The organism is Psychrobacillus sp. FSL K6-1267 (genome assembly GCF_038003265.1).
In the GTDB taxonomy this organism is placed as follows: domain Bacteria; phylum Bacillota; class Bacilli; order Bacillales_A; family Planococcaceae; genus Psychrobacillus; species Psychrobacillus faecigallinarum.
The window spans coordinates 419136-445626 of sequence record NZ_JBBOOR010000001.1; the positions used below are offsets into that span (position 1 = coordinate 419136).

23 protein-coding genes are annotated in these 26491 nt (G+C 36.5%); 19 read left to right on the forward strand and 4 right to left on the reverse strand.

Features of this window, described 5'->3' with window-relative positions; all coding sequences use genetic code 11:
- Window positions 1-384: 384 nt before the first annotated feature.
- Entirely contained in the window at window positions 385-906 is a 522-nt protein-coding gene (locus MHB55_RS02080) for a sigma-70 family RNA polymerase sigma factor (protein ID WP_340862452.1), read from the forward strand.
- The gene (locus tag MHB55_RS02085; RefSeq protein ID WP_340862453.1) at window positions 899-2254 is read left to right on the forward strand and encodes a DUF4179 domain-containing protein; all 1356 of its coding nucleotides are present in this window, start codon (window positions 899-901) and stop codon (window positions 2252-2254) included. The genes MHB55_RS02080 and MHB55_RS02085 overlap by 8 nt, the downstream gene beginning before the upstream one ends.
- Window positions 2255-2413: 159 nt before the next feature.
- Here the strand turns inward: MHB55_RS02085 and MHB55_RS02090 are convergent, their stop codons facing one another.
- Complete coding sequence (locus MHB55_RS02090) at window positions 2414-3322, reverse strand: DL-endopeptidase inhibitor IseA family protein (protein WP_340862454.1); 909 nt, start codon at window positions 3320-3322, stop codon at window positions 2414-2416.
- A 115-nt stretch (window positions 3323-3437) separates the two neighbouring features.
- Here MHB55_RS02090 and MHB55_RS02095 point away from each other — a divergent pair, with 115 nt between their 5' ends.
- Both MHB55_RS02095 and MHB55_RS02100 read left to right on the forward strand, forming a co-directional pair.
- Window positions 3438-3704, forward strand: coding sequence for a hypothetical protein (locus tag MHB55_RS02095; protein WP_340862455.1), 267 nt, complete (start codon window positions 3438-3440; stop codon window positions 3702-3704).
- Window positions 3705-3863: 159 nt separating this feature from the next.
- Window positions 3864-4193, forward strand: a complete 330-nt coding sequence (locus MHB55_RS02100) for a hypothetical protein (RefSeq protein WP_340862456.1) — start codon at window positions 3864-3866, stop codon at window positions 4191-4193.
- 85 nt (window positions 4194-4278) lie between these two features.
- Here the strand turns inward: MHB55_RS02100 and MHB55_RS02105 are convergent, their stop codons facing one another.
- Window positions 4279-4581, reverse strand: coding sequence for a nucleotide pyrophosphohydrolase (locus tag MHB55_RS02105; protein ID WP_144538535.1), 303 nt, complete (start codon window positions 4579-4581; stop codon window positions 4279-4281).
- A gap of 206 nt (window positions 4582-4787) precedes the next feature.
- On the opposite strand from MHB55_RS02105, the gene MHB55_RS02110 reads away from it, so the two are divergent.
- From MHB55_RS02110 to MHB55_RS02140, 7 genes are all read left to right on the forward strand, one after another.
- Window positions 4788-5924, forward strand: coding sequence for an MFS transporter (locus MHB55_RS02110; RefSeq protein WP_154311693.1), 1137 nt, complete (start codon window positions 4788-4790; stop codon window positions 5922-5924).
- A 113-nt stretch (window positions 5925-6037) separates the two neighbouring features.
- Window positions 6038-7033, forward strand: a complete 996-nt coding sequence (locus MHB55_RS02115; RefSeq protein ID WP_340862457.1) for a LacI family DNA-binding transcriptional regulator — start codon at window positions 6038-6040, stop codon at window positions 7031-7033.
- 110 nt (window positions 7034-7143) lie between these two features.
- Window positions 7144-8421 carry a histidinol dehydrogenase gene (hisD, locus tag MHB55_RS02120; protein WP_340862458.1) on the forward strand — a complete coding sequence of 426 codons (1278 nt, stop codon included), beginning with the start codon at window positions 7144-7146 and terminating at the stop codon, window positions 8419-8421.
- A 26-nt stretch (window positions 8422-8447) separates the two neighbouring features.
- Window positions 8448-9770: a GntP family permease gene (locus MHB55_RS02125; RefSeq protein ID WP_154311686.1), complete on the forward strand. Its 1323-nt coding sequence runs from the start codon at window positions 8448-8450 to the stop codon at window positions 9768-9770.
- Window positions 9771-9854: 84 nt separating this feature from the next.
- Window positions 9855-10802 carry a 3-hydroxyacyl-CoA dehydrogenase family protein gene (locus tag MHB55_RS02130; protein WP_151111511.1) on the forward strand — a complete coding sequence of 316 codons (948 nt, stop codon included), beginning with the start codon at window positions 9855-9857 and terminating at the stop codon, window positions 10800-10802.
- Complete coding sequence (locus MHB55_RS02135) at window positions 10795-11559, forward strand: SDR family NAD(P)-dependent oxidoreductase (protein WP_151111509.1); 765 nt, start codon at window positions 10795-10797, stop codon at window positions 11557-11559. Before MHB55_RS02130 ends, MHB55_RS02135 begins: the two co-directional genes overlap by 8 nt.
- A gap of 17 nt (window positions 11560-11576) precedes the next feature.
- Window positions 11577-12341: a 3-hydroxybutyrate dehydrogenase gene (locus MHB55_RS02140; RefSeq protein ID WP_151111507.1), complete on the forward strand. Its 765-nt coding sequence runs from the start codon at window positions 11577-11579 to the stop codon at window positions 12339-12341.
- A gap of 89 nt (window positions 12342-12430) precedes the next feature.
- Here MHB55_RS02140 and MHB55_RS02145 read toward each other — a convergent pair whose 3' ends face one another.
- On the reverse strand, window positions 12431-12829 hold the full coding sequence (locus MHB55_RS02145) for a hypothetical protein (protein ID WP_151111505.1): 399 nt from the start codon (window positions 12827-12829) through the stop codon (window positions 12431-12433).
- Between the two features lie 187 nt (window positions 12830-13016).
- On the opposite strand from MHB55_RS02145, the gene MHB55_RS02150 reads away from it, so the two are divergent.
- The 4 genes from MHB55_RS02150 to MHB55_RS02165 all read left to right on the forward strand — a co-directional run bounded on the left by MHB55_RS02150 (window position 13017) and on the right by MHB55_RS02165 (window position 18657).
- Window positions 13017-15119 carry an MMPL family transporter gene (locus MHB55_RS02150; protein ID WP_340862459.1) on the forward strand — a complete coding sequence of 701 codons (2103 nt, stop codon included), beginning with the start codon at window positions 13017-13019 and terminating at the stop codon, window positions 15117-15119.
- 369 nt (window positions 15120-15488) lie between these two features.
- A complete protein-coding gene (locus tag MHB55_RS02155) occupies window positions 15489-16163 on the forward strand; it encodes a response regulator transcription factor (protein WP_340862460.1) in 675 nt (224 codons plus the stop codon).
- Window positions 16160-17533 (forward strand): sensor histidine kinase, encoded by a 1374-nt coding sequence (locus MHB55_RS02160; protein WP_191696999.1) that lies wholly within the window; start codon window positions 16160-16162, stop codon window positions 17531-17533. Before MHB55_RS02155 ends, MHB55_RS02160 begins: the two co-directional genes overlap by 4 nt.
- A gap of 134 nt (window positions 17534-17667) precedes the next feature.
- Window positions 17668-18657, forward strand: a complete 990-nt coding sequence (locus MHB55_RS02165) for a YecA family protein (RefSeq protein ID WP_340862461.1) — start codon at window positions 17668-17670, stop codon at window positions 18655-18657.
- Between the two features lie 178 nt (window positions 18658-18835).
- Here MHB55_RS02165 and MHB55_RS02170 read toward each other — a convergent pair whose 3' ends face one another.
- Window positions 18836-22612: a S8 family serine peptidase gene (locus MHB55_RS02170; RefSeq protein ID WP_340862462.1), complete on the reverse strand. Its 3777-nt coding sequence runs from the start codon at window positions 22610-22612 to the stop codon at window positions 18836-18838.
- 422 nt (window positions 22613-23034) lie between these two features.
- Here MHB55_RS02170 and MHB55_RS02175 point away from each other — a divergent pair, with 422 nt between their 5' ends.
- The 4 genes from MHB55_RS02175 (at window position 23035) to MHB55_RS02190 (ending at window position 26413) form a co-directional block, all read left to right on the forward strand.
- A complete protein-coding gene (locus MHB55_RS02175) occupies window positions 23035-23274 on the forward strand; it encodes a hypothetical protein (protein ID WP_144538547.1) in 240 nt (79 codons plus the stop codon).
- Window positions 23275-23347: 73 nt separating this feature from the next.
- A complete protein-coding gene (locus MHB55_RS02180) occupies window positions 23348-23788 on the forward strand; it encodes a YusW family protein (protein ID WP_340862463.1) in 441 nt (146 codons plus the stop codon).
- A 235-nt stretch (window positions 23789-24023) separates the two neighbouring features.
- Entirely contained in the window at window positions 24024-24875 is an 852-nt protein-coding gene (locus tag MHB55_RS02185) for a general stress protein (protein WP_151111497.1), read from the forward strand.
- A 623-nt stretch (window positions 24876-25498) separates the two neighbouring features.
- Window positions 25499-26413, forward strand: coding sequence for an exonuclease domain-containing protein (locus tag MHB55_RS02190; protein WP_340862464.1), 915 nt, complete (start codon window positions 25499-25501; stop codon window positions 26411-26413).
- Window positions 26414-26491: the final 78 nt, after the last annotated feature.

Consider the following 26491-nt stretch of genomic DNA (forward strand, 5'->3'; position numbering starts at 1 on the left):
TTTGTCAGTAATATCTTGGATATACCTAATAAAATTAGTAATATACTGATTTTTCTTGAAAAAAACTAATAAAAATGTAAAAGTAAATCAATTCATAATTCCTATTTAATAAAAATAGCGCTAACAATAGTAAAGTAGAACAAATAATTACATACTTTAACCCCAAATTATAGGTGAAATTAATTTAAGTACCTACCTTTAAGTATATCTTTAGGAGAAACACTTAATTCCACTATTATTAAAAAACTTTTTATATCGCCCATTACTTTGTACTCCCGCCAATCTTCTTAAAATAATGAAGCAAATATAATTGTTTAAAATTGTCAAAACTTTTCTTGCTTTAGGAAGTCTAATTAATAGGGAAATTTGAAATGAGGTGATGTTTTGAGCGAGCATCAATTAGAAAGGAAAGCGATAAAGGGAAGCGAGGATGCTTTTTTAGATCTGATGCGTACTCATCAGGAGGCATTATATAGAACTGCCATGTCCTACTTAAAAAATGAAGAGGATGCTTTAGAGGCTGTTCAGGAAGTAACCTATAGGGCCTTTAAACATATCAAAACACTTAAAGAGCCAGCATATTTTAAAACCTGGGTAACAAGGATCATGATGAACTATTGTCAGGATACGATAAAAAAAAGTAAGAGAGAGATTTGTGAGGAAAGCTTACTACTAGTATTCGGAAAAAAAGAAGATTATACGTTTTTGGAAATAGAGGAGGCACTTGCCAATCTATCTGACTACGAAAGAGAGTTACTCCATCTCAAGTACTTTGAGGACGTCAAAATTAAAGACATAGCAGTCATGTGGAAGACACCGGAGGGAACGATCAAAACTAGATTACATAAGGCACTCCGTTCATTTCGACATCATTTTGAGGAGAAAGGGGAGATGAAACGTGTTTGAAGAGGAAAAACAAAAATTGGAGAAACGAAAAAATGTGATCAATCAGGTAGATGTTCCTTTGGACAAGGTACAGATGTCCGTAAGAAACGGCTTTGAAAAAGCAAAACAAGAGAAAAAAAGGAAGAGAATAATTACTCAGCGTAGTCTGTGGTCTGTCGCAATGGTAGCTCTATTATTTATAGCATTTGTAACCTCTATAAACGTTTCTCCAGCCTTTGCAAACAAGGTATCAGCAATTCCTGGCATGGAGCGTGTAGTAGCTCTTGTTCAAAATGACAAGGGTCTAGTAGCGGCAGTAGAAAATGATTTTTATCAACCGATTAATGAATCTCAAACAAAAAATGGAATTACAGTTACGTTGGATGGGGTTATCGCAGATAAAAAAGGAATGGTTGTTTTTTATACAGTTAATTCAGAAGAAAAGGATCTTCCAATTGAAATCGAACGTTTAGAATTATTAACTCAGGAATACATGAACCTGCCTGCTTATAGTACCACCTTTTGGGGAGGGGCTAGCAATATAATAAGAGAAACAGAATTTAGTTCTAAGATGACCATTGAATATATGGAAGGTCATTGGGTTTATAAAAACGAGCTTTTATTTACTTTAGGTTTAAACCACAAAGGCAAAGTAGATAACTTTAAAATTCCATTTACCTTTGAGAGGTCAAAATTAGATAGTAAGAAAATTGTATTAAATAAAGAAGTTTCTATAGAGGGACAAAAAATGAAGGTAAAGGAAATTTTAATAAATCCTATTCGAGCTGAGGTTAAAATAGACGTTGATCCTAGTAACTCAATGGAGATATTTTCTTTAAATAATCTCAAGCTTAGAAATGATTTAGGAGACGAGTGGGTAATAGACAACGCTGGAACGGTGTTTAGAAGTTTAGATGGAGCTGAGTGGAACATTAAACTTCAAAGTCCTTATTTTAATCGAACAGATAATTTATATCTTACATTTGGAGAAATAGCAGCATTAGACAAAGATGAAACCTATATACTAATTGATACAGAATCAGAAGAGTTTTTAAAGCAACCTACAAATTCTATCTTCTCTAATCTCAAAATTAAAAATGGAAATATCAGTTTTAACGTAGGAGAAGAACACTATATCCTTTTTTCTTCCTTTATGGATAGTAAAGGAAAAGAATTTTTGATTAAAGATCAATATACTAACATACGACCAGAGAACAAGTATGTAAATGGCTCATTGACGAAAATTTCAGGGGGGTTAAAGCTCGAATTTAATCTGCCTGAAGAACCAATAACAAATCCTATTAGACTTGATTTTCACTATTACCCTAATTGGATTAAGGATGATGTCGAAGTAGAAATACTTCCATAAGCGGTTTTGTCTCAAAAGTTGTTTTGCCACAAAAAAATATATTTCAAGAAGGCAAGAATGCTATTAACATAGCAATCTTGCCTTTAGATATGTTCTCTGTTTTGGCTAAACTACATTCTATTTATCTACTTAGACCTTTAGAATTGGAAACTCCCCAAATTAATACATACTAATCAGCCCGACCTGATGAATTTTAAAGTCCATATATCCATTAGGCTCCACGATAAAATACATTCTATTTTCACCAGAGACTAGGGGGCCATTATAGTCTTTTTCGAGTTCAACGAAAATTGTGGCAACAAACTCCACGTGGTAAGATCCCCTATCTACCTCTTTAAGCTTTGATAACTCTATTTTTTTTATACCCGTCTTAAATTCATTTACATCAAAATAAGAAGTTGGCAATAGCTGTTTCTGAGAAATTTGTGGGTTGTTTAATAGGTTGGTGAAAAGAATATTAATGGGATTTGCTTTATCTGGGATGTCAAGATCAACAGCTGGCTGCTTGCTAATACGCCAGCCAACCTTTTCAACAAATTGATACTCTACAACGTAGGTTGTTTTATCAGCGCCTTCCCCAAAGGGAACAGTTAGTCGATATTGAGCTTTATCGGACTCTTTCTTGATAATTTCTGCTGTAGCTTTTTCCCAGTTCTCTTGGGACCCCATGTCGGCTTCTTTTTGAGCCAGTTTTCCTTTATACTCCAGGATTTCTAAATCCTTTATAAACTGTTCCGCTGTTTTTGAGGTCAAAGTTTGAGTTAAATACTTCAAGAGCTTAGTCTTTGTATCAATTTTACTGGATAGGTACCGGTAAGCGAAGTCATTGTAAAGAAAAGTATTATATTCTCTATCTTTATAGCCCCCGCCACTACTAACGAATAGATATGCCTCATGATATTTAGCTGCTAAATCAATTGCCATTTTCTCTGTTAGTAATTGGGCGTTTTGCGTAACTGTTTGGGAAACCTTAGTATTTTCTTTGGTTGTAGCCTCGGTAACACCAGTAAATGTAGTGCTTAAAAGACTAACTGCTGTAAATGCAATTAATAGTTTTGCTGTTTTCATGATAAATCCTCCAATTTGTGATTTGTTGTTGGTATAAGCAAAAATGTTAGGAAGGGTATTTGTAAAGTTTCTAGAATAGGTAATTAATAAATATTATGTAGAGGGAGCAAAGATTATGTCTGATGACTTAAAAGTAGCTTATGGAAATTACTTAATTCCGAAAGAAATCTTGCAGCTGATTCAGTTAGAGAGGAATCTAACTAAGGAAAATTTATCTATAGATATGATTGGATTCAGACCAGTTACCGAGCCTTCTCCTTACTCAATCACACCACCTGATTTAATACTGTTTGCTGAAAGTGGAGGAGGAGGGATTCATTTTGGTTTTCTGACCGACTTTCATAAAACTACCGATTTAATGAAAATGCGTTTCACCTACTAACGACCCACCAATACGTTATTTAGCAAACAATTTCCAGAGATTTATTAGTCTAGTATTTTCAGTACCTCATGCTGAAATGCTTGAGCAATTAAATACTATTTCAAATAAAGAACAAGAAAAGGCAATACTAGATGAATATATAGTCGATCTTCCATTTTCATGGAAAATATAACAAGAAAAAGTTTTCTCTGCATTAAAAACATCTATCCTTTAGGAGAAAAGGTAGATGTTATTACAACTATTACTTTAGCGAAGCGGAAACGGGAGGATAAAGTAGTTATCACTACCTTTGATGGATTGGGTGTTATAGGGAAAAGTAGTGGAGAAAGATATGAATTTTTGGAGAGTCAAAATAGTGATGCAGAAGAGTTATTAAGGATGCGTCAATTTCTTCAAGAGGCAACACTAGAAGAAAAACAAGCCTTTATAAGAGATATACAGTATTGGTATATAGTAGATCCTGATTATAATATGAGATTTGGTCATTAGTTCAAGAGGTAATCCATACGTTTAATGAGTATATTTAATATAAAAACTACCACTATACATGTTATCTCATAGTGGTAGATCAACTTTAGTTAGGTATAGGGTATTTTAACGCATTCTTCTGGATTTTCTTTTTTGCAGCTTCCTTTAAATCTATATCTAATAAGTTCGCCAGCTGTAAAAGGTATATTAAAACATCTGCTGCTTCTTCTTCAATACCTTGTTTATTATTTGCTATAGCTTCTTCAGAGGAAAGCCATTGAAAGTGCTCTAAGAGCTCACTTGCCTCTAATGAAACAGATATAGCCAGACTACGAGCACGACCATCTGTATTGCTACCCCAGCCTCTTTCTTCATTGAACTTCATAATTTCCTTTGTCAATTCATCCATATTATTAGTCCTTTCTTTCAGTAATTTTAAGTGATAGATATGTATTTTGTTACCATATTTATTTTATCAAACGGTAAGCAGTGAATCCATAGTTGAACCCAATACCTAGGAGTACATTCAAGCAGAGTTCTATATGATTTTTTGTTTCAGAGTATTGTATTGGTATAATAATTGAATAATTACTATCTATGGATGGAGGGGGAGAAATGAATCTTAAAGGAGTCTTATTGTTAATATTCTTGTTTCATACTGTAGTAAACGCAACTAGACCGGTTATTACTCTTTCCGCGGATGAGTATGGAGCATCTATTTGGATCATTGGTATTTTAACTTCCACATTTGCTTTTTTGCCATTATTATTTTCGATCCATGCCGGAAAAATTATAGACAAGATAGGGGATAGGCTTCCCATTATTATAGGCTTTGTCAGCTTGATTGCCGGTATGATTGTTCCTGCCGTTTATTCTACTATTTGGTCTTTGTTTGCAAGTCAGCTGCTTTTAGGGATAGGAAATATAAGTGTTCCTATTGCTTTGCAAAATCAATTGGGACATCAAACAACCAAAAAAAATAGAGATTATTATTTCAGCATGTTTAGTCTCTGTGTTGCATTTGGAGCGGTAGTAGGACCTCTAATGGGGGGGTACTTGTCGGAACATATTTCCTTTCAAATTGTATACATTTCGTGTGTAGGGATTGGACTAGCAGGGATTGTCTTTTCCCTAAGAATCCCCAAGGTAGAGCGTCAAATACATAGCTCCCCTACTAAAATGCTGGATTCGATAAAGCTTCTCGAAAGCCCGCTTATACGAAAGGCTTTGTTTTCAAGTGCCTTGGTTTTATATTCAAAGGACATATTTGTTGCATATTTTCCGTTACTAGGGAAACAAATGAATTTGTCTACATCAACTATAGGATGGATAATTGCTCTACAAGGGTTGGCAACTATGTTTGTTCGTTTTGTGTTGCCTAAGCTTTTAGAAATATACAAGAGAGAATTTATATTATTTGTATCTATATTTGTTGCAGGGGTTGCCTTTTTATTGTTGCCTTTAACTAGTTCCTCCATCATTATTGCTTTTCTCGCTATTATGATGGGATTAGGTCTTGGATGTGGACAGCCTATATCTATGACAACAACCTATAATGCATCCCCACCAGAACGTACGGGAGAAGTTTTAGGCCTACGAATAACTATTAATCGTCTATTTCAATTAATCGCACCAGCTTTTTTTGGCGTAATTGGTGGCTCTGTCGGGATGATTGGCGTATTTCTCTTTAGTGGGGTCCTTTTGGTAGGAGGCTCTTTGTTTTTTAAGGGAGGTAAGGAAGTAGAAGATTGAATTCGTTAGTAAACACTAAACTTTAAAAGAAGATTAGTGTTTATTATTTCCAAAAATATAATCTCATTGTATAGTTTGAAATAAGTAATATTTTTAAGAAGGTAGTGAGTAAGGTGAAACAAGGAATTACTGCAAAGGACGTGGCAAAGCTTGCTGGTGTTTCTCAATCTTCTGTCTCACGTGTGTATTTTGAAGGAGCTACTGTATCTCAAAAGACTCGTGAGAAGGTGTTAGCTGCTGCAAAAGAATTGGGTTATAGACCGAATGAATTTGCTCGTAGCCTAATAACAAATAGAACGAAGATAATTGGTCTAGTTATGAAGGGAGTTCAAAACCCTTTTTATCCACAGGTTTTAAAACAATTTACAACCGCATTTAAAAAGTTAGGCTACAGTATTTTGTTTGTGTATACGAATAACGATGAGATTCAAAAAGATGATATCGATACATTACTTAATTATAATGTTGCGGGTGTTATTATTACTGACGCAACGTTGTCCTTACAGGCAAACGAAGATCTATTTAACAACAGAATTCCTTTAGTGTTATTTAATAGAAAAATTGTTGGTAATAAATTTTTTTCTGTTTGCTGTAACAATTTAGAGGCAAGTAAACAGATTGCACAGTACTTATTGAAGACGGGTTGCTCTAATATGATTTATATTTCGGGTAATGAAAATACATCGACTAGTAAAGAGCGTGAGAAAGGTTTTGTAACGGTATTAGAAGAAAATGAAGTGAAATATAAAAAATATATTTCCGATTATACATATGAAGGCGGGTACGAAACAATTGAGGAAATAGTTTCTCAAGGTAAAATACCAGAGGCAATATTTGTAGCGAATGATATTATGGCTCTGGGTGTGATTGATGCTTTAAAAAAACATCAAATATCTGTCCCAGATGAAGTAAAGGTTGTTGGCTTCGATAATATTGAGATGTCTGCTTGGCCATCGTATAGCTTAACAACATGGGAGCAGCCAATAAATGAAATGGTCAAAAGAACAGTTGATTATTTAACCGCAGAAATCAACGAATACTCTGGTTTCACCAAAAATATAGAGGTTGATGGAAGGTTAATTGTACGAAATTCGACATATAATAGTTGACTAATTGATTTTTTTAGAATAATCTTATTTGTATATATTTTTTGCATACGTATGCAAAAATAAAATGAATGATTTTGAATGCGTTTTCAAACAAAGGGGAGGAAGAACAAATGGTTAAAGTAATAAAGGCCGGAAAGTCACAAGAAGAGGTAAGTGCTAATGATTTAAAGGTATCACAAATAGTTTCAGAAGCCTTACAGGATGTAGAAACAAGAGGAGATCAAGCAGTTCGTGAATTATCAGAGAAGTTTGATAAGTGGTCACCTCAAACATTTCGTTTATCCACAAAACAAATTGAAGAAATCGTAGCTAAAGTACCTTCAGAGGTATTAGAGGATATAAAATTTGCCCAAAAAAATATACGTGAATTTGCTGAGGCACAACTAGCATCCATGCATGATGTGGAAGTAGAAAATATACCAGGAGTTACTTTAGGACATAAAAATATACCAGTCAATAGTGTGGGTTGCTATATTCCAGGAGGACGTTACCCAATGGTGGCTTCGGCTCATATGAGTGTTTTAACTGCAAAAGTTGCAGGTGTAAAACGAGTAATCGCATGTACCCCGCCTATTAACGGGGAAATTCCACATGCCACTATTGCTGCTATGTCTTTAGCTGGTGCAGATGAAATTTACTTGCTAGGTGGTATTCAAGCTATGGCAGCCATGGCCATTGGAACAGAATCTATCAAAGCAGTAGATATGATCGTAGGGCCGGGTAATGCATTTGTTGCAGAGGCAAAACGTCAGCTTTATGGACGTGTGGGAATTGACTTATTTGCTGGTCCGACTGAAACGTTAGTGGTGGCAGACCATACAGCGGACGCTGAAATGGTTGCTACAGATATTCTTGGTCAAGGAGAACATGGTCCGACCTCTCCAGGTGCTTTAATAACAACATCGGAGAAACTTGCAGAAGAAACTTTGAAAGAAATTGAACGCCAGCTACAAGTTTTGCCTACAGCAGATGTTGCTGGAGTATCGTGGGAGGATTACGGACAAATCTTACTTGTAGATTCTATTGAGGAAGCACGAGTGGAAGCAGACCGTCTGGCATTTGAACATGTAGAAATCTTAACAGAGGACCCAAACTACTTCTTAGAAAATATGACCAACTATGGCTGTCTTTTCTTAGGACCAGAAACAAATGTGGCCTATGGGGATAAAGTAATTGGTACGAATCATACGCTACCGACTAAGGGTGCGGCAAGATATACGGGCGGTTTATGGGTAGGTAAGTTTATTAAAACAGTAACCTATCAAAAAGTAACACCAGAGGCAAGTGCATATATAGGGGAGTATGCTGCACGCTTATGTCAGTTAGAGAACTTTGCTGGACATGCTGAGCAGGCGTTACTAAGAGTAAGAAGATACGGAAATAAATAATTCTTAGGGGTTTAGGGGGAGAAAGTATGTTAGGTCTCATAGGGTTATTCGGTGGGCTAGCTTTATTGATTTATTTAACTATGAAGGGAATGAACCTTCTCATTGCCGCACCACTCACAGCACTGCTAGTTGGGGTATTTAATGGGCTTCCGTTGTTTCCGCAGCTTGTAGAGGAAGGTGCTGCCAATTTCTTAACTAATTACATGGGAGGGTTTACTAGCTTCATAGCTTCTTGGTGGCTAATGTTCTTAGCTGGTGCCATTTTTGGTAAAGTCATGGAGGATAGCGGGGCAGCAGATAGTGTGTCCCAATGGATCGTCAGCAAAATAGGTATTAAACGTGCAGCGTTAGCTGTAGTGATTGCCTGTGCTGTTTTAACTTATGGGGGAGTAAGTTTGTTTGTCGTGGCATTCTCCGTTTATCCAATGGCTTTAAGTTTATTTAAACAAGCGGATTTGCCAAGAAGGTTTATACCGGCTGCACTTGGTTTTGGTTCTACAACCTTTACTATGACATCAGCGGGATCACCAGAAATTCAAAACTGGATTCCTATCCCATTTTTAAAGACAACACCTTATGCAGGATGGGAAGTTAGTTTTATTGTAGCTGTTTTCATGATGGCGTTTGGTTATTGGTGGCTGAAAAAAATGATTAAAAAAGCAATGGCTAATGGAGAAAAGTTTGTTAGTAGGGAATCAGATGTAACGACGGTTGCTCGTAAAGAGTTGCCTAATCCTTTACTAAGTATGGTTCCTTTAGGCGTAGTGTTAATCATCTCGTTTTTCTTACATAAAGAGCTTGAAACGTCAGCATTAATCATTGCCTTGTCTGGTGGTATTCTTGCTACCTACCTGTTAAACAAAAAGTATTTTCATAATTTCGGTGGAGCTGTTGCAGAAGGGGCAATGGGAGCTGTAATCGCCATTGCAAATACTGCTGCTGTTGTAGGTTTTGGGGGTGTAGTAAAGGCAACCCCAGCATTTGAATCGGCGGTTGATGTAATGACATCTATTCCAGGTAGTCCTCTGATTGGGGGAGCAGTTGCTGTGGCGGTTATTGCAGGTTTAACGGGATCATCATCGGGTGGGCAAGCTATAGCCTTACCTCTTTTGGCCCCACATTATTTAGACCTAGGCGTAAATGCAGAAGCCCTTCACAGATCCGTGGCCATTTCTTCTGGGTCTCTAGATTCGTTGCCACAAGGAGGCTATGTTGTTACTACCATTCGCTCTATCTGTGGAGAAACGCATAAGGATGCTTACCCGGCCTTTGGTGCTTTAACAGTTGTTGTACCGATTCTCGGTGTAATATTAGCCGTAATTCTATTCTCCTTTGGAGTAGGGATTTAATAATACATTATAATACCCGACAAACATAAGTATGATGTTTGTTGGGTATTGATTGTTATAGAAACAATTAAGGGGTGTGAACAAATGGAAATCGTATCAATTTTAGGTTGTGGAACGATGGGGCACTCTATTGCTCTATCCGCAGCTTGGGCAGGCATGCAGGTAAAGGTATATGGAGTTAGTGAACAGGACTTAGAGATTGCTAAAAAAGGTCTCCACAATAAATTGAAAGTGATGAAGGATAATGAATTGTTTGATGAAAAAGAAGCGTCACGCATTATGGACCTCATTGTGTTATCTCCTTCTCTAGAAGAGGTTGTAAAAGAAGCAACCTTTATTATTGAAGTAATACCTGAAGTACTAGATCTTAAAAAGGGCATGTACAAAAAATTAGAGGAACTAGTTGATAAAGACGTAATTATTGCAAGCAATACCTCTGGCTTCATGCCAAGTTTGCTAGCAGAGGGAATGGATTACCCTAATCGTTTTGTTGTAACTCACTTTTGGAATCCCGGTCATCTAATCCCGCTAGTTGAAGTCGTAAAAGGTGAAAAGACGGATAATGGTACAGTTCAGCGAGCTATGCAGGTACTACAACATATGAATAAGAAACCAGTATTACTGAATAGAGAGATACCAGGGTTTATAGGAAATCGTTTACAGTATGCGTTATTTCGAGAAGCCCAATCACTACTTGATGCAGGTGTAGCGACTAAAGAGGACATAGATGCTGCAGTAACTTATAGCATAGGGCGTCGTCTTCCGATAACTGGTCCATTAATGACAGCAGATTTGGGAGGGCTTGATGTTTTTTCAGCTATTTCAAATTATCTATTTGAGGATTTGAGTACCGATCAAAAATCTGGTCGCGTGCTCACACAGTTAGTGGAAGAGAATAAGTTTGGAGACAAGAGTGGTGAAGGGTTCTATTCATGGGACGAGCAATTCTCTATGTTAAAAAATGTGGAACGTGAACAAATGCTTATTCATTTTCTTAAGGGTGACTTGAAGTTAGGAGGTAGCAATGAATAACTTCTTTTCTGAATTAGAGCATAAAACAGTAATCGTAACAGGCGGTAGTAAAGGGATAGGGAAAGATATAGCCCTGACATTTGCTAAGTTAAAAGCAAATGTTGTAATTTCTGGTCGAGATAATCAGGTGTTAGAGGAAACGCTGAAAGAACTAAAAAATTATAATAATCGATGTATGGCAGTACAAGGAGATTTAAGTATAATCGAGAACATTAAAAATCTAATTGAAACGACTGCAAAAGAATTTGGAACAATAGATATACTTATAAATAATGCTGGAGTAAATATTGCAAAGCCTGCCTTAGAAGTAACAGAGGCTGACTGGGATACTGTCTTAGACTTAAACTTAAAATCTGTGTTCTTTACAAGCCAAGCAGCGGCTAAATACATGAGTAAACAAAAAAATGGTAAAATTATAAATATAGCATCTCAGATGGCATTTGTAGGCTATTACAATAGAGCAGCGTATTGTTCTAGTAAGGGTGGTCTAGTCCAATTAACGAAAGCACTTGCAGTTGAGTGGGCAAAGCTTGGCATAAACGTTAATGCAGTAGCACCAACATTTATAGAAACAGAATTGACTGCCAAGATGTTTGAAGATGAAGCTTTTAAAAAGGATGTGGAAAATCGCATTCTCTTAAAGGGACTTTCTCAGCCGAAGGATATCTCTGGTGCAGTACTATACTTAGCATCTGATTTGGCGAACTTCGTTACAGGAGAAACCTTAAAAGTTGATGGCGGCTGGACTGCAATTTAAGGATTGGGGGATTTCAAGTGAAGGATAAAGTTGTATTTATAACTGGGGCAGCCAGAGGAATTGGCTTTGATGTGGCTAAGGCATTTTTAGAGGCCGGAGCGAGCGTGATTATTTCTGATGTGGATCGCGAGTCATTAGACGAAGCTGTCTTCACTCTAAATGGGCCAGTAAAGGGAATCGTCTGTGATGTAACGAAAGAAGAGGACATTAAAAATGCAATCGAATATACAGTAAAATCATTTGGGAGAATAGATATACTGATAAACAATGCGGGGATGCAACATGTATCGTATATAGAAGATTTCCCAACAGAGAAGTTTGAATTGCTAATAAAAATAATGCTTACAGCTCCTTTTGTAGCGATGAAGCATGCATTGCCATATATGAAAAAACAACAGTTTGGTCGAATTCTTAACATGGCTTCTATAAATGGATTAATAGGATTTGCTGGAAAGGCCGCATATAATTCGGCTAAGCATGGAGTTATCGGTTTAACGAAGGTAGCAGCATTAGAGACTGCAGCCGATGGAATAACAGTGAATGCAATATGTCCAGGTTATGTAGATACCCTTCTTGTACGCAATCAGTTTAAAGATTTAGCAAAGACAAGGAATATTGAAGTAGAGCAGGTGCTTGAAGAAGTGCTATATCCACTTGTTCCTCAAAGAAGGTTGTTGGATGTTCAAGAAATTACAGACTTGGCTTTGTACTTGGCAAGTGATTCAGCCAAAGGAATGACGGGTCAAGCAATTGTTTTAGATGGTGGTTATACAGCGCAATAATAAAAAGGTCCTTAAAGTAAAACTTACTTAAGGACCTTTTGTATATACAAAATAATAGATTGTTTAAACAGAGATAGCTTCTTTTTGCCTTATGCTTTATTTGATTTTTCCGTAAAGAAGGTGATAACTAAAAACATAAAAAATGCAAAAAGTAAGATTGTTCCTCCAACGATAAAGAAGACCATGACCAATGTTTCGTTAAGGTTGAATGGATTTATATTATACATCCACATCCCCAAAGTTAAACCTAATGCACCAATCATGGCGCTTATACTTTGTAAAGTAACCATCCATTTATGCTTTACTGTAAATACTTGATAGAAAATCCCCCATGCAAATACAGATAACCACCCTACTAAAAGTACGTGAGCGTGAATCGGTCTTAATGAGTAGTCCATCTGACCAGCCATATGCGAGCCAAGATAAGTTCCAAAAAGGCCGAATAGTGCAGCAAATCGAATTAGTCGTATACTCCATGTTTTTTCCATTTCAATCTCTCCTCTCAAGCAATCAGTCTAATGATTTCATAAGTATTAAACAAGTAAATATTAAACTTTGACTTGAATAATTCATATTTGAATAGAAACAATAAAAAGTAGAAGAAAAGTTCATAGAGAGTTCATATAACAGATGTACACTAACCCTTTGAAGGAAATTTGAAGGAGGAAATACTCTATGAAAAAACTTTTACACCCGATTACTGATTGGGTTTCTACTAAAAGAGGTATGTGGATTACCATTATTGCTTGGCTAGTCCTAATGATAGGTTTAAGTGCGGGTCCTAAGCTTGGAGATTACAAAGCAACCAATTTTCAATCTTTACCTGACGAAGCAGCTTCTATTATCGCTAGCGAAAAACTGGATGAATATTTCCCAAATGACCAAGGAACTCCCGGGATTCTAGTTTTCCATAATGAAAATGGAAATGTAGACGTTGAAAGTGTAATAAATATAATTCAAGGTATTCAAGAAGAAAAAATTAATGGAATCGATACAATTGTTGATATTGAAGGATTACCAGCGTCTGCACTCAATTCCTTTAAATCTGAAGATAATACAACTATGATTGTTCCAATGAATCTTGAGCCTGGTTTAGGGAGTTCCGAATATGCTGATATTAATGACAAGGCTTCAGAAATAGGGAATGATATTGCTGAAAGCACAGGAAATATACAGTTTTATATTACTGGACCCGCTGGAATTGCCGGTGATACTGTTAAGCTGTTTGAACAAGCAGATATACAATTAATTTTTGCTACAATTTTTATTATTTTAATTTTACTAATAGTTATTTACAGATCTCCATTGCTTGCTTTTATTCCATTGCTTGCCACTGTTATTGTTTATCAGGTTGCTAACCAAACAATAGCTCTTATGGGAGCTGGAGGGCTAGAAATTAATAATTCTACAACCTCCATTATGAGTATTTTATTATTCGCGGCCGTTATTGACTATTCGTTATTTGTATTTTCACGTTATCGTGAAGAATTGAATCATTATGAAAGTAAATATGAAGCTATGAAGTATGCAATGCGTGCTACTGGAGAGCCAGTATTATTTGCAGGTGGGACTGTTCTAGCTGCAATGCTAATTCTGTTCTTTGCAGATTTCCGTGATTATCAAAACTTTGCACCAATTTTTGGGACAGCAGTTTTTATCATCATGATTGCTTCTGTAACCTTAGTGCCAGCTCTATTTACCTTATTTGGACGCAAGGCATTTTGGCCCAAAGTTCCTAAATTCGATGATCGTAAAGAAGTGAAACACGGTATTTGGGGACCGGTTGCTAAGTTTGTAGTCAACAAGCCATTCTTATCAGGTGGTCTAGTTTTTATTTTCATGATTATCACGGCACTTAATATGTTCAATCTTGATTTTGAATTTGATACAGTCAAATCGTTTCCAGAGGACCTCCCATCTCGCGTAGGCTATGAAATTGTTGAATCCAAATTTGACAAAGGAGAGCTTGCTCCTTCTTCTATTTTAGTAGAAAGCAGTTCTCATCTTTCAGACGAGCAAGTAGAAGACTTAAGGAGATTACTAGAGGAGCAAGAGAATGTAGCTTCTGTGCGGTTAAGTAATATCAATGATGATCAATCCTTAGTAAAATATAATCTTGTATTTGATATCAATCCTTATTCGGCTGAAGCAATTGATGAGATGGATGATATGCGCACAAATGGAGAGGATATTCTAAAGAAAGCACAAATTGATGGAGATATTCATTTTGCAGGTACTACTGCAAAAATAGTGGATGAACGAAATATAAACAACAGTGATATATATAAAATAGTGATTTTGGAAACATTATTAATATTAGCTCTATTATTTGTGCTTACTCGCTCATGGAAGATGCCTATATACATGATGGCAACCATTCTCCTTTCGTACTTATCAGCGTTAGGGCTAGGTATTTTCTTAATAGATATATTATTCGGCTATGATGCTTTAAGTACCCGAGTTCCAGTTTATGCCTTCATCTTCTTAGTTGCACTTGGTATAGATTACAATATAATTTTAGTTTCGAGATTTATTGAAGAACGTAAAACTCACAAGGTTAAGGAAGCACTTGAAATTGCTATACGTAATACAGGTGGTGTAATTTCTTCCGCAGGTATAATTCTTGCAGCAACTTTTGCGGCATTGACCACTATGCCCATAGCGGATTTATTCGTATTTGGCTTTATCGTCTCAATAGGAATAATTATCGATACATTCCTAGTACGAGGAATGCTACTTCCATCCTTAATACTTATGTACGAAAAAGATAAAAAATAACAAGAAAAGCGTAAGCGCCTGTCTCTGCCCTGACAGGCAAATGGGGAAAAGCGAGGAGGCAGCCCCACAGCCACCGGAGCTTTTTTTCATTTGACCCCGAGGGGCAAGGCGCTGAAGTTAGACAACAAGAAAAGCGTAAGCGCCTGTCTCTGCCCCGACAGGCAAATGGAGAAAAGCGAGGAGGCAGCCCCCCAGCCACCGGAGCTTTTTACGATTTGACCCTGAAGGGTGAGGCACATAAGCTAGCTAGACCAAGGAAGCGAAAAAGAGGGTGTTTGTAAGGTGAACTTACAAAACAACCCTCTTTTTAAAATAGAAAGTATAATTTAATTAGTAATATGGATAGTACAGAGGGCAGGAGGAAATTCAATGAATATTTTAATAGTGGATGATGATTTAAATATACAAACACTAGTGATGATTCACTTAAAGAGGGCTGGTTATGAAGTAATTGCAGCAAAAAATGGAGAGGAAGCTCTTGCTTTATTAAAGGATAGCTGGGCAGACTTAGCGTTAGTTGATGTAATGATGCCAGGGATGGACGGCTTTGCTTTAACAAGAATTTTAAGTGAGGAATATGACATACCAGTAATTTTACTAACTGCTAAAGGAGCCTTGGAAGATAAGGAACAGGGCTTTTTAGCAGGCTCAGATGACTATCTAGTAAAGCCCTTTGAACCAAAGGAATTACTATATAGAATTGCTGTAATCTTACGTAGACTCGACAAGACCTTCAAGCCAATTATGATGATTGGAAACGTTACGATAAATCGCTCTACACATGAGGTTACAGTAGGAAAACAAACCCTCTTACTACCTTTGAAGGAGTTTGAGCTCTTAAGCGTATTATCTTCCAAGCCAGAACAGGTTTTCACAAGGACTAATTTAATGGAAAAAGTATGGGGCTATGATTATGAAGGAGATGATCAAACGTTAAATACACATATTAAGCGTTTAAGGCAAAGATTAGAGCGTGCGGGGGCCTTGATGGAGATTCAAACGCTTCGTGGGATTGGATATAAGTTGGATGTGAGGGCACAATGAGATCTTTATATAGACAATATACATTAGCGACTTTATTTATTATTACGATTAGTATTTTAGCTGGATTACTAATTGTGAGTCTGGTTTATAACATTCAAATTAAAGAAAAAAATGATGAGAAGAACGTAGAAGTAGCAATAGAAATCACTACTGTATTAGAGGAAATGCACGGAGGAGGTTTTGATAAATATTTAGAATCTATTACTAAGCTGGGCTATCAAGCTTATGTCATTAATGAAAAGGGGGAAGAATATTCATTTGGAGAACCATTTTCGGACAAGGAGCTAAGCGATGAAACCCGTTTCCAAGTATTAAATGGAAATATTTATCACGGTATGCGTGATTATCAAGGCAAACTTTTTATCTTTAATCATTATGCGAATAGTGTTAGTAATACAGTTGGTATTCCCTACGAGCATGAAGGGATGGTTTACGGTTTATTTATTCGACCAAATAATCAGTTATTGTTCTCTGACATGCACCTGTTACTACTCGGCTTCTTACTTGCACTTGCAGTAATAATTCTAACTTCTATGCTAGTATTGGCACAGCAACTCGTTAAACCGATTAAGCAATTGAATGATGCAACCAAACACGTAATGGAAGAGAACTATCGAGTAGATTTAGACATTACACGTAAAGATGAGCTTGGGCAACTAGCTAGAAATTTCTCTAATATGGTTAAGCAGCTCGAGCTTAACGATGAGTCCAGAAAGGCTTTTATAAGTAATGTGTCACATGATTTTCAATCACCTCTTTTAAATATTCAAGGATATGCGGATTTGTTAAAATCAACTGATCTTAATATGGAAGAAAGAGAAAGCTACCTACAAGTTATTGAACAGGAAACAAAAAGATTATCTAATCTGACTAAGCAATTGTTATTATTAACATCACTTGACCAATCTGCGAGACCTGTCAGAAAATCGAACTTCAAATTAGATGAACAGCTCAAGGAAGTCATTTATAAATATAGATGGCGACTAGAGGAACAGAATATTGATCTTTCTTATGAAATGGAACCAGTTATGTTTTATGGAGACGCAGATCTGTTGGAAAATGTTTGGGATAACGTACTAACAAATGCTATTAAATATAATATGGCTAATGGAGAAATTTCTATAAGAGTTATAGAAGATAATGAATATGTAAATATATCCTTTCAGGATAGTGGAATTGGTATGGAAGTAGAGGAAATAAACCAGATTTTTGAACGATTCTATCGTATAGATAGTTCTCGAACAAAAGATGGTTCTGGTTTGGGTTTAGCGATTGTAAAGGAAATTGTTGATTTGCATAGTGGCAAAGTAGAAGTAACGAGCAATGGAAAAGAGGGTACTTTATTCGTCATTTCTTTACCAAGGAATTGAACGGAGTGCGGAATTGATTTTTATAGAGTTATGTTTTTTAGTCAGTCCCATTTAACTATTTCAAAGGAGATTTTAATTTAAGGTGTATTTCGTGTTAAAATAAGCACTTAGTAAACAAGAAGGAAGTGTTTTAAATGGTAGGACGAAATGATCCTTGTCCATGTGGTAGTGGAAAAAAATATAAAAAGTGCTGTGAGTCTAAAGAGACTATTTCTATAGAAGAAGTAAAAACCGAAGAATTAGAACGTGTGCTACAAACCTTCTATGATGAATATCCAGAAAGAAAGGATTATGCTGCTTTCGGTGATTTTGCAACTGAGTGGACCAAATCCTTGAAGAACTTTATGGAGCAAGAAATGATAGAAGCTATAGCAATGGATGAGTTCTTCTTTCACCAACGTATAGATATTTGGACAGGATATCTAGAAAAACAAAGAAAGAAAATAGCTAGACCTTCCACGTTAAAGGTACTAGATAGCTGGAATGAACCACGTGCACTTGTAGGAGAAGTAACTGTTGTAGAAGAGCAGTACTTGACCGTTAAACATGTATTGTCTAATGAAACGATTTTATTAAGAAGAGAAAATGATAAGCCTGTTCCCGTTGGAATGCATATATATTGTTTTATACTGCCAGATGGACAAGGAGACGGTCACTACTTGGCTGTCTCTAGTCTTGTATTTTTCCCTACTGACCACAAGGTAGTATTTGAAGACTTTACGAAAAAATTTAAAGCACTCGATGATACGACTGAGCAAGTTTTCCTAAAAGAGAATGGTATGAAGCTTTGGATCGCTCTTGGAGAAAACGGCTATGAGGGCGGAGAGTACACATTTTTTGAAGCAGGGGTACTCCAACAGGCTATGGATTTTCTTGAAAAAAATAGTCGAGAATATAAGAAGTTAATAGAAGTGGTAGAAGATTATTTGTTTGAGCAACAGCCAAATGCAAGAAAAGAAGTGGCTATAGCTGCGGGAGCAATTCGATTTGGGCAAGAAAATGGCTTCTTTGAGCCATTAGGCTTTACAGTGAAAGAAATTGCAGAAGCTTTTGACGTTTCAACTTCTTCATTAAACAAATATTATCAGGAATTAAATGCATATTACGCAGAGATGAAAATTTAATTAGAAGGCTATGTAGATAATTTCTACATAGCCTTTTTCAAAGAACTTTTCAAATTATTTGTCTAAATACAGTGACTTGGCCTCAAAGAATAAACAGAGAATGATTGCTCAAATGAAAAAGCCAATCATGACTAATCATGATTGGCTTAAAAATATAGAATGCTATAATTTTAAAAACTTAATTGCTTTTTCCTTTACCATTTCCATTTCCATTGCCATTGCCATTGCCGTTCCCATTTCCGTTACTATTCCCACTACCATTCACTTTCTTTTCAACTGTAATGGTTTGTGTAGATTCATGACCTACTAAATCTACTACTTTTAATACAAATTCATTGCTTCCTTCCTCTAAAGGAAGCTCCACATCTACAGTTTTACTATAGCCATTCATAGCGTATGGTGAAGAAACTGGGTTATAGAAGACTTCGCTATCATTTAGATACAGACGGACTTCGTCGAAGTTATCTCCAACCTTCACTTGAATAACAGGATTTTCTGCATCAGCATTAAGTTTCCCTTTTGGAAGAGATTTCTTCACAGCTTCTACAGTTGGTTTTTGAGTATCTACAATGATTTTGCGAGTAATCGCCATTTTATTGTCGAATTCGTCAATAGCTTCTACGTTTACACTTTGTACTCCATCTTTTAAGGACAAGGTATGAGAGAATGCTTTTCCATCAAATGAACTAGCAGGTACTCCATTGATTTTTAATGACTTAATCTTAGAGTCATCTTCTACTGTTCCTTCTACTAAAACATCACCAGTCTGATAGTAGCCGAAAAACTCAGGTGATTGGATAAAGATAACTGGCTCCTTTGTTTCTTCCTCCGGAGCTGGTTCAGTCTCAGGTGCATCTTCTACAACAATTTCTTCTACTGTAGAGTTTCCAGCGATATCCCATACTTTAACTGTTATCTTATCTCCAGTTTTAGCTTGCTCTACTACATAGCTCTCAAGTGTTGCAGCTTCTGTAATTTCTTCATCATTTAAGTAAACTTCGATACGATCGATTCCAACACCTTGGTCGCTTGCATTAGCAAGGGTCAGTGTTTTTGTTTTTGCATCAAATGTAATTTCTGCAGTAGGAGCCTTTGTATCTAAGATAATAGGGTACTCAATAGTTTGCCATTCGGCACCTGCATGATCAATGACACCTCTAAGCTGAATCTTATATTGACCATCTGCAGCAGGTTTTCCATTGATCATTCCATCCCATGCATTAACGCTAGAGAACGTGTATGCATTAGTAGAGATGTAGTGTTTTCTTAAATATTTTTCAGTACGAATGGTACGGAGTTTCTTACCATTTGCATCTAATATATTTATTTGGAAGTCCTTCACATTACGCATTAGAGAATAAACAGGAATCACTTTGTCTAATGTGCCATCTCCGTTAGGGGAGAATGCAAATTTAGTAGGATCGAATTCTTCGCTTAAAGAAGATCCATTGATAAAGTCACCTTTGTCATCAGCTAATGCTTGGAATCCCCAATAAGTTAAATCCTCCCAAAGGAACTCATCAAAGATTGGTGCATCGTCCCAAGAACCATTGAAGCCAAAGAATGGGACAGTTAATGGTACATTTCCAGAAGTCTCTTCCGATGGGTCAGTCAAGCGTACGAAACCATCAATGAAGTAGCCATTAGGGAAATATTGGTATAACCAATCAGAGTTAGAAGCATCAACGGAAACCTGAATGGTAGTTTCCCCATTAGCAGGAACCGTGACAGTAGCAGGAACTGAAATGCTAGCATCTGATTCCTCTAAAACATAGGAGCCGTAAGCTTCATTATTAGGAATAGTTACGTAGTTTGCTCCAGCATTTACTGGACGATCTACTTGTAATTGAACATCGACGTTATAAGTTTTAGCTTCATCGCTATAATTTTTAGCTTTTAAAGAGAAGTTGAATTGACTTCCGCTAATTTCTTTTAGTGCAACTTTTGCTTCACCAGTGGATGAATTAGTTACTAATACATCTGTTTCTAAAGCATTTGCAAGTTGCATAATCCCAGCCCCTTGACGACGTGGAGACACATATTCTCCAGCTTTTAACTCAATCGGCTTAGCTGTGTTCATCATAAGGTTTTTAGCAAACTGAACACGTTCTGCACCAGTTAATCCAAATTCTTCATTTACACGTTCCAATACTAATGCAGTACCACCAGCAACATGAGGAGCAGCCATAGACGTACCACTCATTAGTCCATAGTTATCATCATTTAAAGTTGAAAAAATGTTACCACCAGGAGCTGTAATTTCAGGCTTGAAATCTAAGTTAGGTGTTGGTCCCCAAGATGTAAATGAACTCATTTTACCTTTAGATGGGTTTGGAGTATCAATATACTCTCCATCAAATGATACTGTGACTGTTTTTCCAGCATCAATGCCAGCTTTGATAGCTAGTCCATCAGCTTGTAAAGCAGACATAAATGGAATGCGAATAGCAGGGTCGGAAGCCATATTAATAGTTCCCTCTGCATTGTTATAGATAATAACTCCTACAGCACCAGCTTCTTGAGCATTTAAACCTTTTTCTACAAATGAAATACTACCTCGGGAAACTAAAGCAAACTTTCCGGATACATCTTTACCAGCGAAGTCCTCAGGTGTACCGAGCCCAGCTTCCACTACTTCGTAAGAATCGGCAGGTAGAGAAGCAGGATCCTTGTCATTTGCCAATAAGAACATTGCTTGACCGCTTTCGGCTCCATCAAAAGCATATTGGAAGCTAGAAGCAGTGATAGAATCATTTTCGTAAGAAGCAACACCAAATGAATCTTCCGAAACAGAAGGAGAACCAGTTAATCCGTAGTCTTGGTTAGAGGCATATGGATACCAAGTACCAGAACCAAACATGTCAGAGTTACCTGCAGATATTGCTACAAGTAAACCATTATCCTGTGCACGAGTAACTGCTTGCTGCTCAGGGCTGTTACTATCAACAAATCCGGCAGTAGATCCAAGAGACATATTTAAAGCATCCGCGCCTAGCTTAATAGCATCGTCCATTGCTTTAACATAAACATCTCCGTATGTGGAAGGGAACAATGGGTCGTTACCAAATACTTTAAGTGCAAGAAGCTGTACCTCTGGAGCAACCCCCTTGATACCGCCGTTTTCTTCATCCCCATTAGCACCTACAGTACCGGATACATGCATCCCATGCATTGAAGCGTCGGGACCGATGTCACGAATTTCTGTATTTTCATCCATATAGTTATAACCGAATGGAACCTTAGGAGTGAAATACAAGCCAGGTTCAATAGAGCCATCACTTAATAATGTGCTTACTTCTGCAGAAGTTATTTCCCCCGTATTTTCATCTGAAAGAATCATATCGCGGTGGTTAGGGTCAATTCCCGTATCGATAACACCTACAACCATGCCTTCTCCTTTAAAGGAGTATTTCTCCCATGCTAGCTGCGCTTGTACAAGTTCCTTCGAATGAACCATCTGTGGTGTTATTTTCGGACGGTCATATTCAGTAGATTCATACACTCGTTTAACGCCGTCAATCAATCCAATACCAGCAACATCTCTAGCATCTACCTCTGCCGAGAAGCCATTAAATATAGCATTAAATTCTTCTTTGTATTGTATATTCTTTGAAACTCTCTTAACTTTATCCTTTACATTTCGTTGGTCTGTTTCAATAGCAGATTCGACAGACTTTCTTTCAGACTTAGATAAATTTTTGTAGAGAACTCCTTTTTTTGTCGCAGTCTCAATTGCCGGAGCCTTCTCGAGTTCGACAATGATTCGAACTTTTTCGCTAGGATTCTCAGGAACTAGTAACCTCTCTGGTATTTGTGGTAATCTTTGAACCTGAGTATTGGTGAGTTGTTTTTCAATCTGTTTAGCAGATGCTGGACTTGCCAAACCAACAGATGTCGTACTGAACATAAGTGAAGTGACCACAGCTAGAATAGTAGTATTTTTCTTAATTCCCAATTCCCTTTCCTCCTCATATTTTCATAATGTCTATTTGAACTTATCATATATTCAGAACATTTAAAATAGAGTGTGTAAGCAAACATTTTACTTAAATAAATCAATTTGGAAAGAAAAGTAATCATTAAGATACTTATCCATTTATTTACTGTAATCTTATGTGCTCAATTTCAGAATAAATAAATATAGTATTATACTATTATTTTTGTAGAAATTAGTCCCAGGTTATAAAAATAAGTATAAATTACAGCAAAAAATTCCTGGGATAAAGGAAAAAATAAAAAAAAGAGAGTAATTTACAAAAATAGTTCAATATATATAGCGGTGAGACTATAGTCTTGTATACTATCAATATTTTCTAAAAATGTTTATTAAATTTAAGAGAGGTTATATAAATAGAAACCACGAAGGAGTGAGTAAAGATGGATAAAAATCATTCAATTAACAAGGATAAAGATTCTGAAAGACAAGATATTCCTGGACGTATTTTGGATAATCCAGATTTACTGGATACAGAGAAAGAAAGTATTTTTGATAGAGACGAAGAAATGAAAAATGTCGATCCGATACCTATGGAAGAATTAAACCAAAAAGTGAAGGATGAAAAAAATCATAGTAAGACAAAAAATACTTCCGCTACCGATAAACGTTATCCTGGCTGAATTAATGTTTAAGAATACGCTTTCCGGAGAATGCTAATAATATGAATTAGAAATTAGCTGAGGAGTGATTATAATGGTTATGTTAAAAAGAAAAATATTAGGAAGCGCTTTTCTTTCAACAGTTCTAATCTTAGGAGCATGTGGGGATAAAGAAGAGGTAAGCGATCCCCCAACTGCTGATGCGGTTGAAAGTGAATTTGGGTTTACCTCTTTTGACCTCGATATCGATACTGCAGAACAACGTGATGCTGTTGAAGCTTCTTTTGAAGTAGATGCCACTGGAGTAGAAGCAGAATATGTAAACTCTTTAGATTCTAAGAAACTACATGGAGATGAAGCATATGAGTTTCTTAAGCCTATTTTTACTGATCTTGCCTTAACGAAGGACATGGAGAAGGAAGAAGTAATGGAAAAAGTTTTAACAGCTTTTGGAATAAGTGAATATACAGAGTTTGACCTAGAGGTACAATATGAAGATGGTCAAGAAATAGAGTATAAGGATCTAAAGAAATAAAAGACGGTTTGTGAAATAAAACAAAAAAATTACAGCCAAAAGGTATCGTTAGGAAAGTCCTAGCGATACCTTTTCTTATTTTTGAAAACCTAGTTGATTTAAATATTATTAAGAAGAGTTTATGTCAATTATTACAAATCGATTAAAAGGATGATAAATAGGTTAGTGATGTGAAAGAGGGGGTATTCATCTAATAACACAAACCACCACATAAATTAAAAGGGAGGCTTTACAAATGAATTTAAATTCTAATAGAAGAATTGAAATTGCTCGAACAGAAGAAGAGATGTATGAAAAACTAGAGGCGTTACAAAAACAAGGTTTTGAAGAAAGTGATATTCACGTTATATCTTCAGAAAGCAGTGATTTGAATGCATTAAGTCGCCATTCAGAAGTGTCGACACATGAAGCTGGAACTTTCATGGATAAGTTTAAATCTTGGTTTACAGGAGAATCTGCTATCGTAGAAGGCTTAAAAAAGTTAGATTTAAACGAGGAAGAAGCAGAACAATATGCAAGAGAAGTGTCTTCAGGAAGTATAGTATTATATACTGACTCCGACACTCTTGACGAAGGTTATTTAAATAACGCTGCTGACTCTGAAGTTGCAGCAACAACAGAGTATACTGATACTATTGGAACTGATGTTGTGCAAAACCGTTTCACGGAGGGAGAGGCACCTATATCCGACTATGCAAAGGAAAGTGGATTTACTCCTTCGACTAATGAAGTAGTTAACAAAACTGATGGACGGTTGGATGAACAACAGGATAAGTTTGCGAGGGGAGAAACTTTTGCGACTGATCCTCTACTAGCAAGAGATGAAAATCATTTTGGGCATACTATGCAAGAAGACGAATTGGTCCAAAATAAGCGTCCTACCATTGATGAAAGTGTAACAATGGAAGAAAAAACATATGGGGCACATTCTCCAGGTGCCGATCCGAACTTGGGGCCAGCGGCATTTAGTGATGATGAGGTTGAAATGGATGAGGAAGAAAGAAGAATCAATAAACAACAGCGCGAAGAAGAGCTGGAACGTCAGCAGAAATTGGATGAAACTTCTCCTATAAATCGATTATATTAATAAGTATTTTCAAAGTGCCCCTCTATTGTTAGAGGGGTTTTTGAGTTTAGTAAGGATTACTTACATAATTTCAGAAATATAATTTGATCATAATGTATGAATTATAGATGGCAGATTTCCGCTTTCGGCGGTCGCTTTCCGTGGGGTGAGCGATAAGCCATCACCGTCGCTAGCGCGTCGTATGTAATGTCTTATCTTTCTCACTGATCCCACAGGAGTCGCCGCCTGTAGCTTCAAACATATATGGTGTAGTAATGAGAAAGTAGCGCGGAGAAATTATCACAAGAATAAATTGTATCGTTATTAGAGCTATCCTATTAATAAATTTATAGGAAAAGCTTGAACAATAAATAACTGATTTCCGCTTTCGGCGGTCGCTTTCCGTGGGGTGAGCGATAAGCCATCACCGTTGCTAGCCCGTCGTATGTAATGTCTTATCTTTCTCACTGATCCCGCAGGAGTCGCCGCCTGTCGCTTCAATCTCATGTATTGTGATGTATGGTGAAATAAAATGATTTAAATTTACTCCAAAATCTTGTCATGGTAACCTAAGTGTTTGCGCTTCTCTTAATTATTATTAGTATGAGATAATAGAAGTATTCAAGATATTTGAGGTGGTATAAATGGATTTTGTTGCAATAGATTTTGAAACTGCAAATAGTCTACGATCTAGTGTTTGCTCAGTAGGGGTTGTGGTTGTAAAGAATGGCAAAATACATGAAGAAGTACAAACGCTTATCAATCCACTTAGTGAGTTTCACTATTTTAATACAAGAGTACATGGAATAACAGAAAATATGGTGCAAGATGCTCCAACATTTGAAGAGTTTTGGCCGCAGCTTAAGCCTTATATAGACAAACAAATGATCATAGCCCATAATGCAAGCTTTGATATAGGAGTATTAAAGGAATCCGTGGGCAGATGCTATGAAACTCAACCAGAATACCAATATTCTTGTTCCTATAGAATTGCAAAGAAAGTATGGCCTGATTTGTATAATCATAAATTATCCACAGTGGCAAACTACTTAAGTATAAGTTTAAAGCATCATGATGCTTTAGAGGATGCCAGAGCTGCAGCTTTAATTGTATTAGAAGCTATGAAAAAAACAAGAACCAGTTCTATTAATGAGCTGTCTCATTTGCATAAGATTAAAATTGGAGATTCCGTGACACTTAAAAAACCAAATTCTCGTGCAAAGATAAGTATAGAGGACAAGCCCCTAACCTATATAGAGACTCAAATAAATGAACCGAATCCCCGACATCCATTTTACGGAGCCCATATTGTCTTCACAGGAAAAATGGACTCTATGACAAGGTCGAGCGCAGCCCAATATGCAGTTGACCGTGGTGCTATTTGCAAAGGTGCTGTTGATGTAGATACTAACTTTTTAATAGTAGGTGATCAAGCTCTGACTAAATACGTAGAAGGAGTGAAGAGCTCAAAAATGCTAAAAGCAGAGGCGCTAATCCAAAAAGGAATTCCTTTAGAAATCGTTGGAGAGCAAGATTTTTTAAAATTGGTTAGACATTAAAATAAAAGGAGCGATGGATAATTAGTTGATTATCTATCGCTCTTTTTGGCATTCGTCTGCAGATTCTTTATGCCAACA

Bases quoted from the DNA above. Each gene is read 5' to 3' on its own strand.
- MHB55_RS02090 (WP_340862454.1), bottom strand. From the start codon at position 3,322: ATGAAAACAGCAAAACTATTAATTGCATTTACAGCAGTTAGTCTTTTA.
- MHB55_RS02095 (WP_340862455.1), top strand. From the start codon at position 3,438: ATGTCTGATGACTTAAAAGTAGCTTATGGAAATTACTTAATTCCGAAA.
- MHB55_RS02100 (WP_340862456.1), top strand. From the start codon at position 3,864: ATGGAAAATATAACAAGAAAAAGTTTTCTCTGCATTAAAAACATCTAT.
- MHB55_RS02105 (WP_144538535.1), bottom strand. From the start codon at position 4,581: ATGGATGAATTGACAAAGGAAATTATGAAGTTCAATGAAGAAAGAGGC.
- MHB55_RS02110 (WP_154311693.1), top strand. From the start codon at position 4,788: ATGAATCTTAAAGGAGTCTTATTGTTAATATTCTTGTTTCATACTGTA.
- hisD (WP_340862458.1), top strand. From the start codon at position 7,144: ATGGTTAAAGTAATAAAGGCCGGAAAGTCACAAGAAGAGGTAAGTGCT.
- MHB55_RS02125 (WP_154311686.1), top strand. From the start codon at position 8,448: ATGTTAGGTCTCATAGGGTTATTCGGTGGGCTAGCTTTATTGATTTAT.
- MHB55_RS02130 (WP_151111511.1), top strand. From the start codon at position 9,855: ATGGAAATCGTATCAATTTTAGGTTGTGGAACGATGGGGCACTCTATT.
- MHB55_RS02135 (WP_151111509.1), top strand. From the start codon at position 10,795: ATGAATAACTTCTTTTCTGAATTAGAGCATAAAACAGTAATCGTAACA.
- MHB55_RS02145 (WP_151111505.1), bottom strand. From the start codon at position 12,829: ATGGAAAAAACATGGAGTATACGACTAATTCGATTTGCTGCACTATTC.
- MHB55_RS02150 (WP_340862459.1), top strand. From the start codon at position 13,017: ATGAAAAAACTTTTACACCCGATTACTGATTGGGTTTCTACTAAAAGA.
- MHB55_RS02155 (WP_340862460.1), top strand. From the start codon at position 15,489: ATGAATATTTTAATAGTGGATGATGATTTAAATATACAAACACTAGTG.
- MHB55_RS02160 (WP_191696999.1), top strand. From the start codon at position 16,160: ATGAGATCTTTATATAGACAATATACATTAGCGACTTTATTTATTATT.
- MHB55_RS02165 (WP_340862461.1), top strand. From the start codon at position 17,668: ATGGTAGGACGAAATGATCCTTGTCCATGTGGTAGTGGAAAAAAATAT.
- MHB55_RS02175 (WP_144538547.1), top strand. From the start codon at position 23,035: ATGGATAAAAATCATTCAATTAACAAGGATAAAGATTCTGAAAGACAA.
- MHB55_RS02180 (WP_340862463.1), top strand. From the start codon at position 23,348: ATGGTTATGTTAAAAAGAAAAATATTAGGAAGCGCTTTTCTTTCAACA.
- MHB55_RS02185 (WP_151111497.1), top strand. From the start codon at position 24,024: ATGAATTTAAATTCTAATAGAAGAATTGAAATTGCTCGAACAGAAGAA.
- MHB55_RS02190 (WP_340862464.1), top strand. From the start codon at position 25,499: ATGGATTTTGTTGCAATAGATTTTGAAACTGCAAATAGTCTACGATCT.